At 59.8% G+C, this 18,032-nt stretch carries 13 protein-coding genes and 1 tRNA gene; 8 read left to right on the top strand and 6 right to left on the bottom strand.

Annotated features, from left to right (window positions below):
- Positions 1-716 precede the first annotated feature (716 nt).
- Together EQV90_RS14200 and EQV90_RS14195 are read right to left on the bottom strand one after the other, a co-directional pair.
- Positions 717-1,751, bottom strand: coding sequence for an ABC transporter substrate-binding protein (locus tag EQV90_RS14200; RefSeq protein ID WP_160627200.1), 1,035 nt, complete (start codon positions 1,749-1,751; stop codon positions 717-719).
- A gap of 68 nt (positions 1,752-1,819) precedes the next feature.
- Entirely contained in the window at positions 1,820-2,593 is a 774-nt protein-coding gene (locus tag EQV90_RS14195; RefSeq protein WP_240878278.1) for a class II aldolase/adducin family protein, read from the bottom strand.
- A gap of 173 nt (positions 2,594-2,766) precedes the next feature.
- Here EQV90_RS14195 and EQV90_RS14190 point away from each other — a divergent pair, with 173 nt between their 5' ends.
- Positions 2,767-4,182, top strand: coding sequence for a PLP-dependent aminotransferase family protein (locus EQV90_RS14190; protein ID WP_240878277.1), 1,416 nt, complete (start codon positions 2,767-2,769; stop codon positions 4,180-4,182).
- Between the two features lie 154 nt (positions 4,183-4,336).
- Positions 4,337-4,582, top strand: coding sequence for a hypothetical protein (locus EQV90_RS14185; RefSeq protein ID WP_240878279.1), 246 nt, complete (start codon positions 4,337-4,339; stop codon positions 4,580-4,582).
- A 148-nt stretch (positions 4,583-4,730) separates the two neighbouring features.
- On the opposite strand, the gene EQV90_RS14180 is transcribed toward EQV90_RS14185, so the two are convergent.
- Together EQV90_RS14180 and EQV90_RS14175 are read right to left on the bottom strand one after the other, a co-directional pair.
- Positions 4,731-4,805 (bottom strand) — tRNA-Gln (locus EQV90_RS14180).
- Positions 4,806-5,141: 336 nt separating this feature from the next.
- Entirely contained in the window at positions 5,142-6,632 is a 1,491-nt protein-coding gene (locus EQV90_RS14175) for an MFS transporter (RefSeq protein ID WP_240878276.1), read from the bottom strand.
- Positions 6,633-6,735: 103 nt separating this feature from the next.
- On the opposite strand from EQV90_RS14175, the gene EQV90_RS14170 reads away from it, so the two are divergent.
- The 6 genes from EQV90_RS14170 to EQV90_RS14145 all read left to right on the top strand — a co-directional run bounded on the left by EQV90_RS14170 (position 6,736) and on the right by EQV90_RS14145 (position 13,895).
- Positions 6,736-7,311 carry a TetR/AcrR family transcriptional regulator gene (locus EQV90_RS14170; protein WP_010656122.1) on the top strand — a complete coding sequence of 192 codons (576 nt, stop codon included), beginning with the start codon at positions 6,736-6,738 and terminating at the stop codon, positions 7,309-7,311.
- Positions 7,312-7,442: 131 nt separating this feature from the next.
- Entirely contained in the window at positions 7,443-8,447 is a 1,005-nt protein-coding gene (locus EQV90_RS14165) for a helix-turn-helix transcriptional regulator (protein ID WP_240878275.1), read from the top strand.
- Between the two features lie 118 nt (positions 8,448-8,565).
- Positions 8,566-10,407, top strand: a complete 1,842-nt coding sequence (locus tag EQV90_RS14160) for an amidohydrolase (RefSeq protein ID WP_240878273.1) — start codon at positions 8,566-8,568, stop codon at positions 10,405-10,407.
- A 66-nt stretch (positions 10,408-10,473) separates the two neighbouring features.
- Complete coding sequence (locus tag EQV90_RS14155; RefSeq protein WP_240878272.1) at positions 10,474-11,880, top strand: cytosine permease; 1,407 nt, start codon at positions 10,474-10,476, stop codon at positions 11,878-11,880.
- Positions 11,881-12,057: 177 nt separating this feature from the next.
- Positions 12,058-12,813: a hypothetical protein gene (locus EQV90_RS14150; protein WP_238839919.1), complete on the top strand. Its 756-nt coding sequence runs from the start codon at positions 12,058-12,060 to the stop codon at positions 12,811-12,813.
- Positions 12,814-12,836: 23 nt separating this feature from the next.
- Positions 12,837-13,895 (top strand): linear amide C-N hydrolase, encoded by a 1,059-nt coding sequence (locus EQV90_RS14145; protein WP_240878270.1) that lies wholly within the window; start codon positions 12,837-12,839, stop codon positions 13,893-13,895.
- Positions 13,896-14,822: 927 nt separating this feature from the next.
- Here the strand turns inward: EQV90_RS14145 and EQV90_RS14140 are convergent.
- The gene (locus tag EQV90_RS14140) at positions 14,823-16,409 is read right to left on the bottom strand and encodes an aldehyde dehydrogenase (NADP(+)) (protein WP_161718499.1); all 1,587 of its coding nucleotides are present in this window, start codon (positions 16,407-16,409) and stop codon (positions 14,823-14,825) included.
- A 46-nt stretch (positions 16,410-16,455) separates the two neighbouring features.
- Complete coding sequence (locus tag EQV90_RS14135; protein ID WP_127196740.1) at positions 16,456-18,012, bottom strand: altronate dehydratase family protein; 1,557 nt, start codon at positions 18,010-18,012, stop codon at positions 16,456-16,458.
- Positions 18,013-18,032 lie beyond the last annotated feature (20 nt).

Raw genomic sequence — 18,032 nt, 5'->3', positions numbered from 1 at the left:
TTCTTTTCGGTCACTTGTTTGACCGCCTGGATTTTGAATTCTTCGGGATATCGCTGGTTGCTCATGGCACCTCCTAATGGGCCTCATTTTAAGGCTTGGAGGTGTCTACGAAACTAGGGGCGATTCATACAGGTGAATTAGCGGTATTAAAAATACCTCTACTCTATAGCGACGCTTGTATAACGCTATACCCTGCAGGTTGTACACCACTCCAGGATTTTTGAATCTGTCAGGCCTGCGCGCGCCTACTGCCCGACCATTTTTCTTGCTTCGTAATGCCTTGTCTTTCGTAAGGGCCTGGCCTGCAGTTGGCGATACATTTTTACTTCGCAAGTGCTTGGGTATCATGCCATGCCGCAATGATGGGGCTCGCAACAGATACCCTTGTATGTTTATTATCTAATGTTTTTTAATTGACTCTTTTTATATTGAAAGACGTTTAAGGTTATCCCGCGGGTGCGCAGGCAGTAACTGCCCTGTTTTGTCTGCTCCTCAACGTGGAGATAACACTTGGCATGCCTCAACATAGCGTAGGGCTACTGACCACACCTGCTTGGGCAAGCTGTGCTGTTTATGGGGGGATCGGTTCATCCCCGCGCTGCAGTGGATATTGCCAGTCTGACCGGCCCTTTCCCGGGTCGATCAGATGCCTGGCTTTGGAACTCCGCTCTGCCGTTTGACCGGCATGCCGGAGCTGGCGGGGCAGCGGCGCGGGATCAGTGGGTTTTAGCCACCCAGGCGTTGAAGCGCTGTTCCAGCTCTTCGCCATGATCGACCCAGAATCCATTGTTCATGGGCATTGCCTGCGCCAGGTTTGACGGGGAGGTGTTCAGGCGTGCTGCCAGGGCGGGATCAAGCAGGGCTGCGGTATGCAGACTGGTCGAACCATAACCCAGGGTCGCGGTATGGATCTTCTGGTTTTCCGGGCGCAAGGAGAAACTGATGAACTGCTCCGCGACGGCCTTGTTCTTGCTGCCTTTTGGGATAGCCCAGGAGTCGATGGCATAGATGCTGCCGTTCCAGACGATCTTGACCGGGGCTCCGGATTCCTGGGCCGAGAACACGCGACCATTGAAGGCGGTGCTCATGACCACATCACCGCTGGCCAGGAACTGCATTGGCTGCGCGCCTGCTTCCCACCATTGAAGCTGGGACTTGATCTGATCCAGTTTGCGGAATGCGCGATCCACACCTTCTTTGCTGCCAAGTACTTTATAGATATCGGCATAGTCCACGCCATCGGCCATCAAGGCGATTTCCAGGGTGTACTTGGCTCCTTTGCGCAGGCTGCGCTTGCCGGGAAACTTCTGCACATCCCAGAAATCCTTCCAGCCAGTGGGCGCAGCACTCAGTTTGTCGCTGTTGTAAGCCATAGCCATGGACCAGACCAGCAAGCCGGCACCGCATTCCGAGAATGTGCCGGGCACGAAGTCTTCGGCCTTGCCAAGTTGCGCGGCATCCAGTGGCTCGAACATGCCTTCATCGCAACCGCGAATCAGTTCCGGTGCTTCGACCTGAACCACGTCCCAGTTGACGCTGTCGGTATCGACCATGACCTTGATCCGGCCCATTTCGCCGTTGTATTCCCCGGCTATCAGTTGGTTGCCGGTGGCTTTTTCAAAGGGTTTGTAGAAGGCTTGCGACTGCACATCCTTGCTGACGCCGCCGAACGAAATCACGGTTATTTCGCTGGCCATGGCACTCGACGCCACGACGGCGAGCAACAGGGTTCCAATGGCTTTGCTTTTCATGTCTACCTCTAGGATTGTTGGTTTTGGCAGATGTAGAAGAATCAATGGCGGTGTCTGGCGCTCGCCGCTCAGGTGCGATAATCCACCGGGTCACCGGCGATGAGACGCAGGGCTGAGGTCCAGGCAAGTTGGTGCAGCTGCTGGTCGATTTCGTCATCGGACTGTTGCGCGGTCAATTCGCATACGGCCTCTAAGGGCAAGCGCAATGCCTGTCCACCGGCCAGTGCCTGCACCTGGGCCTGGCAAGCGCGTTCCAGGAAGTAGATCTGGTTGAAGGCTTCAGCGATGCTGCGTCCGGCCGCCAGCAGCCCGTGGTTGCGCAGGATCATCGCCATGTGCGGTCCCAGATCGGCCACCAGCCTGGCGCGTTCATCGGGGTTCAAAGAGATGCCTTCATAATCATGGTAAGCCAGGCGCCGGTAGAACTTCAGGGCATGCTGGCTGATTGGCAACAAGCCGTTTTCCTGGGCGGATACGGCGATACCTGCCGAGGTATGGGTGTGCACCACGCAATCGATATCCGGGCGCGCCCCATGGATCGCCGAATGAATATTGAAGCCGGCACGGTTGACACTGTCGGCCCCGCGCCAGGGATCGAGGACATTGCCTTGATGATCGATTTTGATCAGATCCGAGGCGCGCATTTCGTGGAACAGCACCCCATAGCAATTGATCAGGAAGTGGCCGTGTTCACCTGGAACCCTGGCGGAGATGTGGGTGTCGATCAGATCGGTCATGCGCAAATGCGCGAGCAGGCGGTAGAGCGCTGCCAGGTCACAACGGGTTTGCCACTCTTGTGCGCTGATCTGGCTGCGGTCGATTTGCAGGGGGGTATCGTGCATGGCGGTTCCAGGTTCGTGGTATGTTCTGCCGATAAATCGATCGGCCATGCCCCGATCCTGACGTAGTGCCCTGCTGGCGACCAGACACACAACAGGCCTTATGACGGCATCACTGTTATGGTCTTTTTACCAGTACACCAGCCTGCCCAAACCTTGCTTGTACGGACGTTCTCATGATGTTCCTGGATTCCGCTTCGCAGGCGCCGCTGGTTAGCCAGATCGTTGCTGGCATCAGTCTGGCGATCAAACAGCAACAGTTACGCCCGGGCAGCAAGTTGCCCTCGATCCGCAAGCTCTCGCAATCCCATAAGGTCAGCCACTTCACCGTTGTCGAGGCCTATGACCGGCTGGTGGCAGCGGGCTTGTTGAAAGCGGTGCCCAATGCCGGTTTCTTCGTGCGCGAACTGGCGGACAGCGTTATTTGCGCGGCGCCGGCAGAGGCTGCGGATGTGGATGCGCACGGTGAGTTCGATTTCGACGCTTACCTGTTATTGCAGCGGGCCTTCCAGCCGATGGGTACCGAGGTGCGTCCCGGGGTCGGTCTGCTGCCTGAACAGTGGGCGGACGACGATGGCCTGCAACGTAGCCTGCGGTTGCTGGCCCGAAGCGCGCCCGGGGATTTTTCCGGTTACGGCATTGCCAAAGGCAGCGCGAAACTGCGCGCCAGGCTGGTGGAGAAACTGGCCGACAGCCGGATTGCGGCCCACCCCGAACAAATCATCCTGACCGGCGGCGCCAGTCATGCACTGGATCTGGTGGTGCGTTACCTGGTGCAGCGGGGCGACCCGGTGCTGGTTGACGAGCCGGGCTATCACAACCTGTTTTTCAATCTGCATTTGCAAGGCGCCAGGCTGCTGGGTGTGCCGCGCACCCGTGACGGCATCGACCTGGAACAGCTTGAACAACTGATCGTGCAGCACCGGCCCAAGGTGTTTTTCACCAACACCCGCCTGCAATGTCCCACCGGTACCAGCCTGTCGTTGGCCATCGCCCATCGCTTGCTGCTACTGGCGCACAAGCATGATTTCCTGATTGTCGAAAACGACATCTATGCCGACCTGGACCCGAGCGGCCAGCAGGCATTGGCAGGTATGGATCAGCTGTCGCGGGTGATTTATATCGCCAGCTTTTCCAAGACCATAGCGCCGGCATTGCGGGTGGGCTTCATCGCTGCTCGCCAGGAGCTGATCGACGAGTTGCTGCCGCTGAAACTGGTCAGTGGCCTGACCACCTCGCAAATCACCGAAGAGCTGGCCCTCGAAGTGCTGCTGCAGGGACGCCATCGCAAACACGTCAAACAGCTGCAAAGCCGTCTGGCCGAGGCCCACGAGGTGGTTGGCCGGCGTTTGCGCAGTGTTGGCATGGAGCCCTATGTCGAGCCCTATGCAGGCTTGTTCCTGTGGGCGCGGCACCCGCAGATCAAAGACTCCACGGCTCTGGCGATGCAGGCCAGGGATGAAAAAATCCTCTTTGCCCCGGGGCAGTTGTTCATGCCCGATGCCCGTGTCGTGCCCTGGATCCGCTTCAACGTGGCCCATTCCATGGATGACCGGATCTACCGTTTTCTGGGGGAAATCCGCGCCGACTGACCGGACAGGCGCGCTGCTGGCGGGCGCCATCGGCACCGAGTATCACCCGCGAGAGTCGACGTTTGCCCGCTCGTCGATTCGCCAGCACGATCGGGCAGGGCAGGGCTCCAATTCCTTGAGTCATGAAGATCAAGCCAAAGATGTGGAGGTGGATATGGGTACTAACGTGCCAGAAGTACCGCGATCAACTGCTCAGGGTGCCGCAAGGAAGGGTGCAGAACCCGACTCCGCTGCCCCGGACCCGTCCGGGCCGGCCCTCGATCCGGCAGGTCCGCAAAAGGTGCCAAACAAACCCAGGTCGAACGCTGAAGCTGAAGAAAATCCGTACAGCCCGAATTTCAAATCCGAACCCGAGCCCAAACCCCGGCATGACGCCGATATAGACACCCCGGGGGGTTAGCGGCCCGCGCCATATGCAACGGCAAGCACCGGTTTATGCTTCGCGCAGGGATGACTGGCGGCTTGAAACGGAAAATCAAAAGGGGGGGGGGAGGTTTTTAAACGTGTAGCGCCTGACGGCTGAATTACACGTGGATGAATCAAGTAAATGGCAGGGGCGGCTGGATTTGAACCAACGCATGGCAGGATCAAAACCTGCTGCCTTACCGCTTGGCGACGCCCCTGTATCAACTGCATTTACTGCCCATCGATCTCTTGTGAGGTCACTCATTGCGAGTGGCATCGAGAGGATGGTTACCGTCGTTGCGAACCTTGTTTTTGGCCCGCTTCAACAATGCGCGGAAATTTACCAACATTTGTTTCATATGGGAAGCACTAATTGAAAAAAATCTCGTAAAAACAGCTGGTTACTATCAAATTGGGCCAATTCGCTGTCCAGCATCCATATTCCAGGCACGGCGCCAGATGATTAAAGGTCGCGGACAGATTTGTGTCATCGGCAAATCTGTCCGCGATTCAAAGCCCGGCAAGGTGGCCCCAGCAACAGGAGTGAAGGCTGGCTAAGCCTTCACTGGCACCTGATCCGTGGTTTTCAGGCGCACCACGATGGCGGCCACCAACAGCAACAGCGCGGATACCGCCAGTACCGCAACAAACCCCTGGTCAAACGCAGCCCGGGCCATTGCCGAAAGGGTGGCAGCCGATTCTGTGGTCATGGCCTCGGCCGTGATCAGGGCTTCGTCCAGACTGTCGCTGACCATGGCCGGCACCTGCATCCCGGCCGGAATCACCATGCTGGCCGCGTAGACCGCCGACAGGATGCTGCCCATCAGGGTCACACCAATTGCGCCGCCCAGTTCGAATGACACTTCCTCGATAGAGGCCGCCATCCCCGCCTGATCCTGAGAGGCACTGTTCATGATGGTGCTTGAGGCGGCGGTCATGGTTGCCCCCAGCCCCAGTCCCAGCACGATCAGGCTGGCGATTTGTGCCCCGATATTGGCGTTGTACAGCAGCAGGTAAGCGGCCATGCCGATGCTCGATACCAGCAGCGCCCAGAACAGCATCCGCTGGCTACCGACGCGCTGCAGCCAGTGCCCGGTCAATGGCCCGGAGACAAATGAGGCCAGCGGCAGAGGCAAAATAAACAACCCGGCCTGCAGTGGCGACAGGCCCATCACCAGCTGTAAACGCTGGGTGAACACCAGCTCCATACCAATCAGCGCGGTGGTGGCAACCATCGCCGAGGCCACTGCTGCGGTGAACCCGGGGTTGTTGAAGATCTTGAAGTCGATCATCGGTTGGGCTTTATGGCGCTGACGACGAACGAACCAAACCATGAACGCCAGGCCAATCGCGAACACAACCGCCGCCGTAGTAAACGACGGAGCGCGTTTACCCAGCTCTTTAATGGCATAGGCGATACCGATCAGGCCGATCATGACCTGGACCGAGCCCCACAAATCCCAGCGTTTTTTACTGTTGCCCGGGTGCCCGGGAATCAACATCACGCCCAGTACCAGCGCGACCAGCACGATGGGCACATTGATCAGAAACACCGAGCCCCACCAGAAGTATTCCAGCAACGCGCCACCGAGCACCGGGCCGAATGCGGCACCGCCTGACGCCACGGCGGCCCAGATACCGATCGCCATCGAACGCTCGCGCTCATCGGTGAAGGTCACGCGGATGATGGAGAGGGTCGCAGGCATCATGACCGCAGCCCCCACCGCCAGTAACGAGCGGGCAGCGATCAACCACCCGGGCGTGGGCGAGAATGCCGCGCACAGCGAAGCCACCCCGAAGATCGCCAGGCCAGCGATAAACAGCCGTTTATGGCCAAGGCGGTCACTCAGGGTGCCCATACCCAGCAGCAGGCCGGACACCACCAGCGCGTAGGAATTGACGATCCAGAGCTTTTCCGAAGCCGATGCCTGCAGCTCCCGGGTCAAAGTCGGCAGTGCGGTATAGAGCACGGTCATGTCGATAACGATCAAAAACAGGGCGCTGGAAATGATCGCCAGGATCAGCCAGCGTTGTGAATGCATCATGGTTTCACCGTTAAATCCTGTTCAAATATTGGTCATGATGGGCCTATCAAGAGTGACGCCCACTGATTACAATACGATCGTATTCTAATTCGGGAGTTTTCAAATGGCCAGACCTTCCGTTATTGATCGCAACCAGCTGCTTGACGCTGCAGAGGCGCTGGTGCGCGAGGGGGGCATCGCCAGCCTGACCATAGGCGAAGTGGCCAAGGCTGCCGGAGTCAGCAAAGGCGGGGTGCAGTCGTGTTTTGGCACCAAGGACAACCTCATACAGGCGATGTATGAGCGCTGGAGCCTGGAGTTCGATGATCAGGTGCACAGCCTGGCGGGAGACGAGCCCGGGGGCATACAGCTGATTGCTGCCCACACCGCAGCCACCCGTGCCACCGATGGCATGCAGGCAGACCGGGCGGCAGGCATGATGACGGCGTTGCTCGGGGTCGACTCGCTGCGCCAGCCAACCCGTGACTGGTACCGGGCGCGGATGAATCTGGCAGACCCGCAGACAGCAGATGGACGTCGGGCCCGCCTGGCATTCCTGGCCTCTGAAGGTGCTTTCCTGCTGCGCAGCTTCGGCTTTCTGGCGATGACAGAAGACGAGTGGCAAAGCATTTTTTCCGACATCCAGACATTGCTGGCAGCGGACAGCACAGCGCCCGCGGAACAGACCGATCCTTGCTGATCGCTACTGACAGGGCATGGGCTGCCTGTAGGAGCGAGCTTGCTCGCGAGCTTTTTTCAATGCTGCAACCATGAGCTCGCTCCTGCAGGGGGCCGGTCGAGAAAGGCTACCTAACCCTTGGGATTTCAGCGATGGATACGCGCAGCAAGCAGGAAATGACCAGGCTCCTGGCGTTCAACAGTTGCCTGCTTGAGCTGGGGCGACTTGCCCGGACCCGCGGCGGTTCTCACTTCATGCAAGAAGGCCTGCAGGCATTTCGCCAGGTGGTGCCTTTTGCCAGTGCATGGTGGGGCGAGATGTCGACCTCAGCCCTTGATGTACCTCCGCAAACCTGGATGCACGGGCGTATCGACCTGCCCGAGTCGTTTGCCGGCGAATGGCACAAGGGCGCAGGCAGTGACAGCTTTTCCCGCGACACATTGAGTCAACCCGGTAAGGTCATATGTGAAAGCGGCTTTACCGATCCCTGCGCGCAAGTTGATGCCTTTGCGCGGCGCCATGATCTGTTTCATGTGATGTGTATCAGCTTTGAATTGCCTGAAAGCGGCTTGATGTTTTTTGTCTGTCTGTACCGTGGTTCATCCGCCGCGGCTTTCTGCGCCATGGAGCGCAGTCTGTTTTCAGCCTTCTGTGAGCATTTACTGCAACTGTGGCGCTTTCAGGTGCAAGACCTGATCCGCTTCGACAGCCAGGACGGACTGAGTGATTTTGCCGTTGCGCGCCTGGACGGCAGTTTGCATTACGTGGGAGCACGCCTGTGTGCAGTAATCGAGCGTGAATTTCCCGGATGGAGCGGGTCAGTGTTGCCCGCTCAGGTAAGCAGGCAACTGCAACAGGCACCCTCGGTGATCCGCCTTGGCCGCTCGGTGCTGACCCTGAGTCCCCACGCAGAGCACGTCATTCTGTCCCTTGCAGCGCCGTCGCGGGCCTCGGTACTGGCGCCCCGGGAGCGAACCGTCGCCTTGCTGTTCGCAGCAGGTCATTCCTATAAGGAAATAGCCAGAATCCTGGTGCTGAGCCCCGCGACGGTCCGTACCTATCTGCGCAACAGCTATCTGCAGCTGGGGGTTAAAAGCAAGGTCGAACTGGGTGCGGCACTTGGATTGAATCCGGCGGTGGCTGTCAGCAGCCCATGACCTCACCCTCCTCATTTGTGGAGGTTCGAAATGTTTCTGCGTTCTATAGGGTGGGCCCTGCCTGTCACGGGGCGTGGCAGCTGATTCGCACCCCACAATAAAAACAGAGGTGAGGCACTTGAAGTTTTCCGGCTTGTTCATGGCTGTTGCCACTCTGGCACTGGTGGGCTGTCAGACCCGCAGTACTGCTCCGGCAGACATGGTGATGCGCAACGGTCAGGTGTACACCGTTGATGGTCAGGACTCGGTACAGCAAGCGATCGCCGTTGCAGGTGGAAAGATCGTTTATGTGGGTAACGATGCGGGGGTCAGTTCGTATATCGGCCAACAGACCCAGGTGATCGATCTGGCGGGACGCATGCTGATGCCGGGCTTTATCGATGTTCATATGCACCCCGGGGATGGGGGGCGCGCCCTGACCTTGTGTGACTTGAAATACCAGCCCCTGACTCGCCCGATGTTCCAGGCGGCGATCCAGGCGTGCCTGGATGCCAGCGCGGACAAGGGGCCCGATGTGTGGCTGGAAGTCGGCAGCTGGGATCGAATGGCAATGGTCGGTCTTGACGGCGATCCCGATAAATCGACCCTGGATGCCCTCGACACCAAACGCCCGATTCAGGTGCGCTCCTCCGACTTTCATACGGTGCTCAGCAACTCCCGTGGCCTGGCTCTGGCCGGGGTCGACCGGGACACGGCCAACCCGGCAGATGGCAAGTTCGTCAGGGATAAGGCCGGCAACCCGACCGGTATTTGTGAAGACGGTGCTGCCAATATGGTCGCTTCGGTGGTGCCCCCCGTCACTGACGCAGAAAAGCTCAAGCAGATCCGCGCAGCGCTCGATGCCATGCGTGAGCAAGGTATCACCAGCTTTATGGATGCCTACTCCGGCGCTGAAAATGGCAAAGCCTTTACCACCTTGCAGCACTCGGGGGAGCTGACCGCCCGGGCATTGCTGGCGATCAGGCTGGACCCCCATGCTGCAGCTGCAGACCCGGTCAAAACCATCGCCGGGGTCAAGTCACTGGCTGCAGCCTACGATCAGGGTGAAACCAAAGTGACGCCGGGGGTGAGCCTGCGTCATGTCAAACTGTTCATGGATGGCATCATCAACGCTCCCGCAGACACCGGTGCCTTGCTGACCCCTTACTTGCATAACGCCGGCTCCGATACGGCACCAGAATGGACTCCCGGCAAAAACCTGGGGGAACTGTACTTCCCCAGGCAAGTGCTCGACCCCTTACTGTTGCAGGCGGCCCGGGCCGGCCTCGACCCGCACTTGCATGCCACTGGCGAGCGCGCCGTACGTGAGGCTCTGAACAGTATCCAGTACGTGCGCCAGCAGTTGCCGGACAATGCTTTCAGGCCCGCTATCGCCCACGCCGAGACGGTGGATCCTGCGGACTACCCGCGTTTCAAGGCGCTCGACGTGACGGCCACCATGTCTTTGCAGTGGGCCCAGCAGTCGCCGTCGGTGCTCGACAGTACCGGCGATCATCTGGGCCCCGAGCGTCTGGCACGCATGGAGCCCTTCGGCAGTATCCATAATGCCGGCGGGCGTATTGCCTACGGCAGTGACTGGCCGGTGGACCCTCTGGATCCGTTCCTGGCACTCAAGGTCGGGGTCACGCGCTCGGGTGATCCGCTGAACCCCCACAGTTTCGGTCCCGAATACGCGGGCAAGTTAAACGCCGAGCCGGCGCTGTCCCGCGCCGAGGTGATTCGCGCCATTACTTTCAACGCCGCTCAACAGTTGAATCTGGACAAAGTCCTGGGTTCGCTCGAGGTGGGAAAATTCGCCGACCTGATCGTACTGGACAAAAACTTCATGCAAGTGCCCGAGCAGGAGCTGGCGCGCAATCAAGTGCTGATGACCGTTGTCGGCGGCCAGGTGGTGTGGCGCAAGGAACATGCGTCCGGCCTTGATCCGAAAGGGTTGTCCCGGGCTGCACTTGCCCCGTGAGGGCAGCGCCCGGGCGCAGAACATGCAACAAGCGTTTCCAATAAAAAAAATAAAGGAAGTACCCTGATGAGCAATCCCAGTGTCAGTCATCAGCGAAGTCCGCTGATTGAAACTCGCTCGATCAATTTCATTCCCGAGGCCGAGCGCCATGGCAGCCTCTATAGCCAGTTCACCCTCTGGCTCGGCGCCAACCTGCAGATCACCGCAATAGTCACCGGGGCTCTGGCCGTAGTACTCGGCGGGGATGTGTTCTGGTCGTTGATCGGCTTGTTTATCGGTCAGCTGTTTGGCGGAGCCGTGGTTGCTTTGCATGCCGCTCAAGGACCCAGACTGGGCTTGCCACAGATGATCTCCAGCCGGGTGCAGTTCGGGGTCTACGGAGCTGCCATCCCGATAGTGCTGGTGTGCCTGATGTACCTGGGCTTCAGCGCCACTGGCGCGGTACTGTCCGGGCAGGCCATTGCTCAGTTGATCGATGTCAGTGACAGCGCCGGGATCCTGATCTTTTCGGCCTGTATCGCGTTTCTGACCATTTTCGGTTATCGCGTCATCCACATCGTTGGCAAGGTGGCCAGCGTGCTGGGGATCATTGCCTTTGCCTATCTGTTTACCCGGCTGATGACGCTGCACGATATCGGCCTGTTGCTGGAAAATCGCCACTTCAGCTGGGGATCTTTCCTGCTGGCGGTGTCACTTTCGGCCTCCTGGCAGATCGCTTTCGGTCCCTATGTGGCGGACTACTCGCGCTACCTGCCGAGCGCTACGTCGTCCTGGAAAACCTTTGCTGCCGTGGGCCTGGGCACTGTAGTGGGGGCCCAGGCTTCGATGGTGCTCGGCGTGTTCGCCGCAGCACTGGCGGGCAGCAACTTTCGTGGTCATGAAGTGGCCACTATTGTCGGACTGGGCAGTAGCGGTTTGATGGCTTCATTGCTGTATCTGAGCATCGTTTTCGGCAAGGTCACGGTGTCGACCCTCAACGCCTACGGCAGCTTCATGTGCATCGCCACCATCATCAGCGGCTGGCGCAGCCACCTGGAAATAACTGCCCGCCAGCGCATGCTGTTTGTGCTGGTGATTGTCGCGGTGTCGACCACCCTCGCGTTGCTGGGGCAGGACTCGTTTTTAAATACCTTCAAGTACTTCATCCTGTTCCTGCTGACCTTTTTTACCCCCTGGAGCGCCATCAACCTGGTGGATTACTACTTCATCAACAAGGGGCGCTACGACCTCAAGGCGTTGTCTGACCCGCGGGGCCGCTACGGTCGCTGGAACGTTTTGGGCATCAGCGTGTATGTGGCAGGTGTCTTGATCCAGCTGCCCTTTGTCGACAGTCACTTCTACTCGGGGCCGATGGTTGCGCAGCTGGGCGGGGTGGATATTTCCTGGATCGTAGGGCTGGTGGTGCCAGGCATTCTCTATTACCTGCTGGCCAGAACTTCCGTGCGCGTCGTGCCTGCGGTGATCCCTCAATAGCGTCTCTGCCAGCCCCCCGCAGCCCTTGACGCAGGGCACAGGCTGCAGTGAGTTTCTTTGCTATACCTATTGATCAATTCGCTAGCGGGTCAATCGGGACGACAGGCAATGAGGCTCAAACCTTTGACAAGACAGACATTCAAGTCTGCATCAGTGGCTGTGCCGCTGTTGGCTTGCATGCACATGGCCCATGGTGAAGGCCCGGCGGCGACAGCCGCCGGGCCAGAGTGGCTGCTGCTGGCAAGTCCGTTTGTGTGGGCGCCGTCCATGCACGGGCAGGCGGCACTGGGCGGGGTCAACAGCAGGGTCGATGTACCGTTCTCAGAGGTCGTGCACAACCTCAGCTCAGTATTCATGGGCAACCTGGAACTGACCAATCGCACCCTGGGGTTCTACCTCGATGGTGTGTATGCCAAAACCGATCAGTCCGAGAGGGTCTACGGGCGCAAGGTCGGGCTGGCGATCACCCAGACCACCCTTGCCGGCGGTGTGTACTACCGGGTGTATGAACACGCGCTGGGGGGCGCAACGGTCTTTTCCGAGCCGCGCACCTGGCGCCTGGAACCCACTGTCGGCCTGCGCTGGACCAAGCTCTCGACAAAGCTTGACGTCAACGCCCTGGGGTTCAGTATCAGCAAAAAAACCGAGTGGACGGATCCATTTGTGGGCTTGCGCACTCAGGTCGACCTGACTGATCGCTGGGTCCTTTCCGGTGAGGCCGACATCGGCGGCATGGATACAGCCTCGAAGAAAACCTGGAACGCCCAGGGATATCTGGGCTACCGAATGTACGTTGCTGATCACCCCGCCATCATTCGCGTCGGTTACCGGGTGCTGTCCCAGGAGTACCGGACCACCGACTTCACCGGCAACAAGTTCAAATACGATGTGACCCAGCGCGGACCGGTGCTGGGCCTGTCCATGCGGTTTTAGTCCGTCTTCAAGGAGGCCAAGGAATGCAGCTGCTCAAACAAACCCGATACCTGGCGCTGGCACTGGCAGGCTTTAGCCTGGCGCTACCGGTGGCCGATGCCTGCACCCGCCTGGTGTACCTGGGCGATAACCAGAATGTGATTACGGCACGCTCCATGGACTGGAAAACCGATGTGGCGACCAATCTGTGGATCTTCCCGCAAGGCATGCAGCGAACTGGAGAAGTGGGCGCCGGCTCACTGAAATGGACCTCTAAATACGGCAGTGTGATTGCCACCGGCTATGACATTTCCACCACCGACGGGGTGAACGAAGCCGGGCTCTCGGCCAACCTGCTGTGGCTGGTGGAGTCGGAGTATCCGCCGGTGCATAAAGGCAAACCCGGGCTGAGCATTGCGGCCTGGGCGCAGTATGTTCTGGATAATTTCAGCAGTGTTGCCGAAGCGGTTGCGGTGCTGGAAACCGAGCCCTTCACCGTGGTCACTGCGCAGGTGCCGGGTGAAAGTCGTCTGGCCACCCTGCATCTTTCGATGTCTGACGCCTCGGGTGACAGTGCAATCATTGAATACATCGATGGCAAGCAGGTGATCCACCATGACCGACGCTATCAAGTGATGACCAACTCACCAGCATTCGATGCGCAACTGGCAATGAATGCGTACTGGCAAGCCATTGGCGGCACGGTAATGCTCCCCGGCACCAACCGTTCGGCCGACCGTTTTGCGCGGGCATCCTTTTATGTCAATGCCGTGCCCAAATCCGAAGACCCGCGCTCCTCACTGGCCAGCGTATTCAGTGTGATCAGGAACGTTTCGGTGCCTTTCGGCATTACCACGCCCGGCGAGCCGAACATCTCGTCGACCCGCTGGCGATCGGTGATCGACCACAAGCGCGGGTTGTACTTCTTTGAATCGGCGATCAGCCCCAACACGTTCTGGGTCGACCTGAACCGGATTGATTTTTCGAAAGCCACGGGAGCGGTAAAAAAACTGGACCTGGGGCCGGACCAGAGCACGATTTACTCGGGTGAAGTTTCAAGCCGGTTTCAAGTGACCCCGGCCTTCAAGTTCGAAGGGGCCTGAGGACACCTGACCCTGTAGGAGCGAGCTTGCTCGCGAGCTTTTTATCGAGCCGATATTGATGCCATGTGAACGCGGCAATCTTGAGAAGCTCGCGAGCAAGCTCGCTCCTACAGGGGTTTGTGGTGGTTGGCAGATCTTGTGGGAGCTGGCTTGCCAGCGATGACATCACTGCGGTTTGGCGGAACGACCGAGACGCCAATGGATCGCGAGCAAGCTCGCTCCTACAGGGATTTGTGGTGGTTGGCGGATCTTGTGGGAGCTGGCTTGCCAGCGATGACATCACTGCGGTCTGGCTGAACGAGCGAGGTGCCAGTGGATCGCGAGCAAGCTCGCTCCTACAGGGGTTTGTGGTGGCCGGCGGATCTTGTGGGAGCTGGCTTGCCAGCGATGGCATCTCTGCGGTTTGTCGGAACGAGCGAGGTGCCAGTGGATCGCGAGCAAGCTCGCTCCTACAGGAATTTGTGGTGGTTGGCAGATCTTGTGGGAGCTGGCTTGCCAGCGATGACATCACTGCGGTCTGGCTGAGCGAGCGAGGTGCCAGTGGATCGCGAGCAAGCTCGCTCCTACAGGGATTTGTGGTGGCCGGCGGCAATCTTGTGGGAGCTGGCTTGCCAGCGATGACATCACTGCGGTCTGGCTGAGCGAGCGAGGTGCCAATGGATCGCGAGCAAGCTCGCTCCTACAGGAATTTGTGGTGGTTGGCAGATCTTGTGGGAGCTGGCTTGCCAGCGATGGCATCTCTGCGGTCTGTCTGAACGAGCGAGGTGCCAATGGATCGCGAGCAAGCTCGCTCCTACAGGGATTTGTGGTGGCCGGCGGATCCTGTGGGAGCTGGCTTGCCAGCGATGGCATCACTGCGGTCTGGCTGAACGAGCGAGGTGCTAGCGGATCGCCAGCAAGCTCGCTCCTGCAAAAAACATCCCTCCCTCAGGTAGCCAGCGGGTTACGGCTGCTTTCACCGTTGACCAGACGCTGGATACCCAACGGGTTGGCGTTTTTCAACGCGTCCGGCAGCAGGCTGTCGGGGTAGTTCTGGTAGCACACCGGGCGCAGAAAACGGTCAATGGCCAGGGTGCCGACCGAGGTGCCGCGGGCATCGGAGGTCGCCGGGTACGGCCCGCCGTGGACCATCGCGTCACAGACTTCGACGCCGGTCGGGTAGCCGTTGAGCAGCAGGCGTCCGGCCTTCTGCTCCAGCACCGGCACCACCTCGGCGAACGCCTGCAGGTCCGCAGGTTCGGCAATCAGTGTCGCAGTCAGTTGGCCATGCAGGCTATGCAACGCCTGCAGCAACTGGGCCTTGTCTGCCACTTCGACAATCACGGTGGTCGGTCCGAACACTTCTTCCTGCAACACCTCGGCGCCGTCGATCAACAGGCTGGCATCGGCCTGGAACAGCTGCGGGCTGGCCTGATTGCCGTGTTGCCCGGAGCCTGCGAGATGACGGATGCCGGCCACTTCTGCCAGGCGCTTGATGCCTTTGCTGTAGCTGTGCAAACCGCCTGCATTGAGTAGGGTTTGCGCAGGCTGGTTGCTGAAAAACTGGCTGAGTGCTTCGACAAAGCCACTGAACTCGGGGGAACGGATACCCAGCACCAGACCCGGGCTGGTACAGAACTGGCCGGCACCCTGCATCACGGAAGCGCCCAGCTCCAGGGCCAGTTTCTCGCCGCGTGCAGCCAGGGCCCGGGGCAGCATCAACACCGGGTTGATGCTCGACATCTCGGCAAATACCGGGATTGGCTGCGGCCTGGCCGCTGCCATGTCACACAGGGCACGTCCGCCCGCCAGCGACCCGGTAAAGCCGACGGCCTGAATCGCCGGATGCTTGACCAGGGTGGCGCCGACACCGGCGCCGTAGATCATGTTGAATACCCCGGCCGGCATGTCGGTGCGGGTGGCTGCGCGCTCAATGGCCTGGGCCACCAGATCGGCAGTCGCCATATGCCCGCTGTGGGCCTTGAACACCACCGGGCAACCGGCTGCGAGGGCCGATGCGGTATCGCCGCCGGCAGTGGAGAATGCCAGCGGAAAATTGCTGGCGCCAAACACGGCTACCGGGCCGACCCCGATGCGCCACTGGCGCAGATCTGCCCGGGGCAGGGGCTGGCGGTCGGGCAGGGCCTGATCGATACGGGCACCGTAAAAATCCCCCCGGCGCAGTACGCTGGCGAACAGGCGCATTTGCCCGCTGGTGCGGCCACGCTCGCCCTGGATACGCCCGGCAGGCAAGGCGGTTTCACGACACACGATGGCCACGAAATCGTCCCCCAGGGCGTCGATTTCATCGGCGACGGCTTCCAGAAACTCGGCCCGGCGGCTTGCCGGTAAACCACGGAACGCCGGGAATGCGGCGCTGGCAGCCATGGCTGCGGCATCGACTTCGGCCTCGGTGGCCTGGATAAAGGTATAGGGCAATGCTTCGCCGGTGCTGGCATCAAGGCTTTGCAAATGTACGGTGCCGGCAGCGCAGCGCTGCCCGGCGATAAAATTTTGACCGCTGATGTGTGTCATCTGTGTGTCCTCAAGAGAATCGGTGAAACCTGTAGGGGGTGTGGACTCAGGTAATAGCCCCGATCTGCCAGGGTACAAATTCGTTCTGACCGTACCCGTGCTGCTCGCTTTTGCTGCGCTCGCCCGAAGCAATGCGCAGCATCATGCGGTAGATGTATTCGCCGCGTTCTTCGATGGTCATGCTGCCATCGGCTATGCCGCCGCAGTTCACGTCCATGTCTTCTTCCTGGGTTTCCCAGAGTCGGGTATTGGTCGCCAGCTTGATCGAAGGCGAGGGCGCACAGCCGTATGCCGAGCCCCGGCCTGTGGTAAAGGCGATCAGGTTGGCGCCGCCAGCGACTTGCCCGGTGGCCGAAATCGGGTCGTAGCCCGGGGTGTCCATAAACACCAGGCCGTGGGCGCGGACTGTTTCTGCATATTCATAAACATCCACCAGATCACTGGAGCCTGCCTTGGCCACCGCACCCAGGGATTTTTCCAGAATGGTGGTCAAGCCTCCGGCCTTGTTGCCCGCCGACGGATTGTTGTTGAGCTCGGCGTTCATCCGCTTGCAGTAGTCCTCCCACCAGTGGATGCGCTTGATCAGCTTCTCGCCCACCTCCTGGCTGACGGCGCGGCGGGTGAGCAAATGCTCGGCGCCATAGACTTCCGGGGTTTCGGACAGGATGGCGGTACCGCCTGCCGCCACCAGCCGGTCGACCGCATTGCCCAGCGCCGGGTTGGCGGTGATGCCCGAGTAGCCATCCGAGCCGCCGCATTGCAGGCCGATAATCAAGTGGCTGGCGCTGACGGGCTGGCGTTCTACCTGGTTGGCCCGGGCCAGCAGGGACTTGACCTGCTCGATGCCGCTGGCGATGGTTTTCGAGGTGCCGCCCGTGCCCTGGATGGTAAAGGCGCGCAGGAACTCGCCTTTTTCCAGGCCCTGGGCCGCCAGCAAATCGGCGATCTGGTTGGTTTCGCAACCCAGGCCGATCATCAGCACCGATGCGAAATTGGGGTGCACCGCATAACCGCCCAGGGTGCGGCGCAACATGGCCAGGGCTTCGCCGCCCGGGTCCACGGCACAGCCGAAGCTGTGGGTCAGGGCAACCACCCCGTCAACATTGGGGTAGTCGATCAGGGCCTGGGGATTGATATCACGACGGAAATGATCGGCAATGGCCTTGGCTACGGTTGCCGAGCAGTTAACCGAAGTCAGGATGCCGATGTAGTTGCGGGTGGCGACCCGGCCATCGGCCCGCACTATGCCCATGAAGGTGTCGCTGGTCTGGGGCCCGACCCCGCGCGCATCGACGCCAAAAGCGTAATCGCGGGAGAAGTCGCCCATCACCAGGTTGTGCACATGCACATGCTCCCCGGCCTTGATCCGCTGGCTGGCGAAGCCAATGATCTGGCCGTAGCGGCGCAGCGGCTGGCCGGGTTCGATAGTGCGGGTCGCAATCTTGTGCCCGGAAGGAATCGGGTTCAACGCCACCAGCCCTTCAGCTTCCAGCACCAGGCCCTGTGGAATGGGCTGCCGGGCAATCAGTACATCGTCCAGCGGATTGAGGCGGATCACGGCATTGGCAGCATTTTCGCTGCCTGTTTTAGTTATCAGTTGCATCACGGTTACCCCAATGGAGC

Source organism: Pseudomonas sp. TMW22089 (genome assembly GCF_022496645.1).
GTDB classification, from domain to species: domain Bacteria; phylum Pseudomonadota; class Gammaproteobacteria; order Pseudomonadales; family Pseudomonadaceae; genus Aquipseudomonas; species Aquipseudomonas paraversuta.
The sequence above is the reverse complement of the archived record's forward strand: the minus strand, read 5'-3'. Positions and strand labels throughout refer to the sequence as shown.

What these genes read in the sequence shown, in the direction of transcription:
- EQV90_RS14150 (WP_238839919.1), top strand. Translation starts at nt 12,058, where the DNA reads ATGCACATGGCCCATGGTGAAGGCCCGGCGGCGACAGCCGCCGGGCCA.
- EQV90_RS14140 (WP_161718499.1), bottom strand. Translation starts at nt 16,409, where the DNA reads ATGACACACATCAGCGGTCAAAATTTTATCGCCGGGCAGCGCTGCGCT.
- EQV90_RS14185 (WP_240878279.1), top strand. Translation starts at nt 4,337, where the DNA reads ATGGGTACTAACGTGCCAGAAGTACCGCGATCAACTGCTCAGGGTGCC.
- EQV90_RS14175 (WP_240878276.1), bottom strand. Translation starts at nt 6,632, where the DNA reads ATGATGCATTCACAACGCTGGCTGATCCTGGCGATCATTTCCAGCGCC.
- EQV90_RS14190 (WP_240878277.1), top strand. Translation starts at nt 2,767, where the DNA reads ATGATGTTCCTGGATTCCGCTTCGCAGGCGCCGCTGGTTAGCCAGATC.
- EQV90_RS14165 (WP_240878275.1), top strand. Translation starts at nt 7,443, where the DNA reads ATGGATACGCGCAGCAAGCAGGAAATGACCAGGCTCCTGGCGTTCAAC.
- EQV90_RS14195 (WP_240878278.1), bottom strand. Translation starts at nt 2,593, where the DNA reads ATGCACGATACCCCCCTGCAAATCGACCGCAGCCAGATCAGCGCACAA.
- EQV90_RS14155 (WP_240878272.1), top strand. Translation starts at nt 10,474, where the DNA reads ATGAGCAATCCCAGTGTCAGTCATCAGCGAAGTCCGCTGATTGAAACT.
- EQV90_RS14200 (WP_160627200.1), bottom strand. Translation starts at nt 1,751, where the DNA reads ATGAAAAGCAAAGCCATTGGAACCCTGTTGCTCGCCGTCGTGGCGTCG.
- EQV90_RS14135 (WP_127196740.1), bottom strand. Translation starts at nt 18,012, where the DNA reads ATGCAACTGATAACTAAAACAGGCAGCGAAAATGCTGCCAATGCCGTG.
- EQV90_RS14170 (WP_010656122.1), top strand. Translation starts at nt 6,736, where the DNA reads ATGGCCAGACCTTCCGTTATTGATCGCAACCAGCTGCTTGACGCTGCA.
- EQV90_RS14145 (WP_240878270.1), top strand. Translation starts at nt 12,837, where the DNA reads ATGCAGCTGCTCAAACAAACCCGATACCTGGCGCTGGCACTGGCAGGC.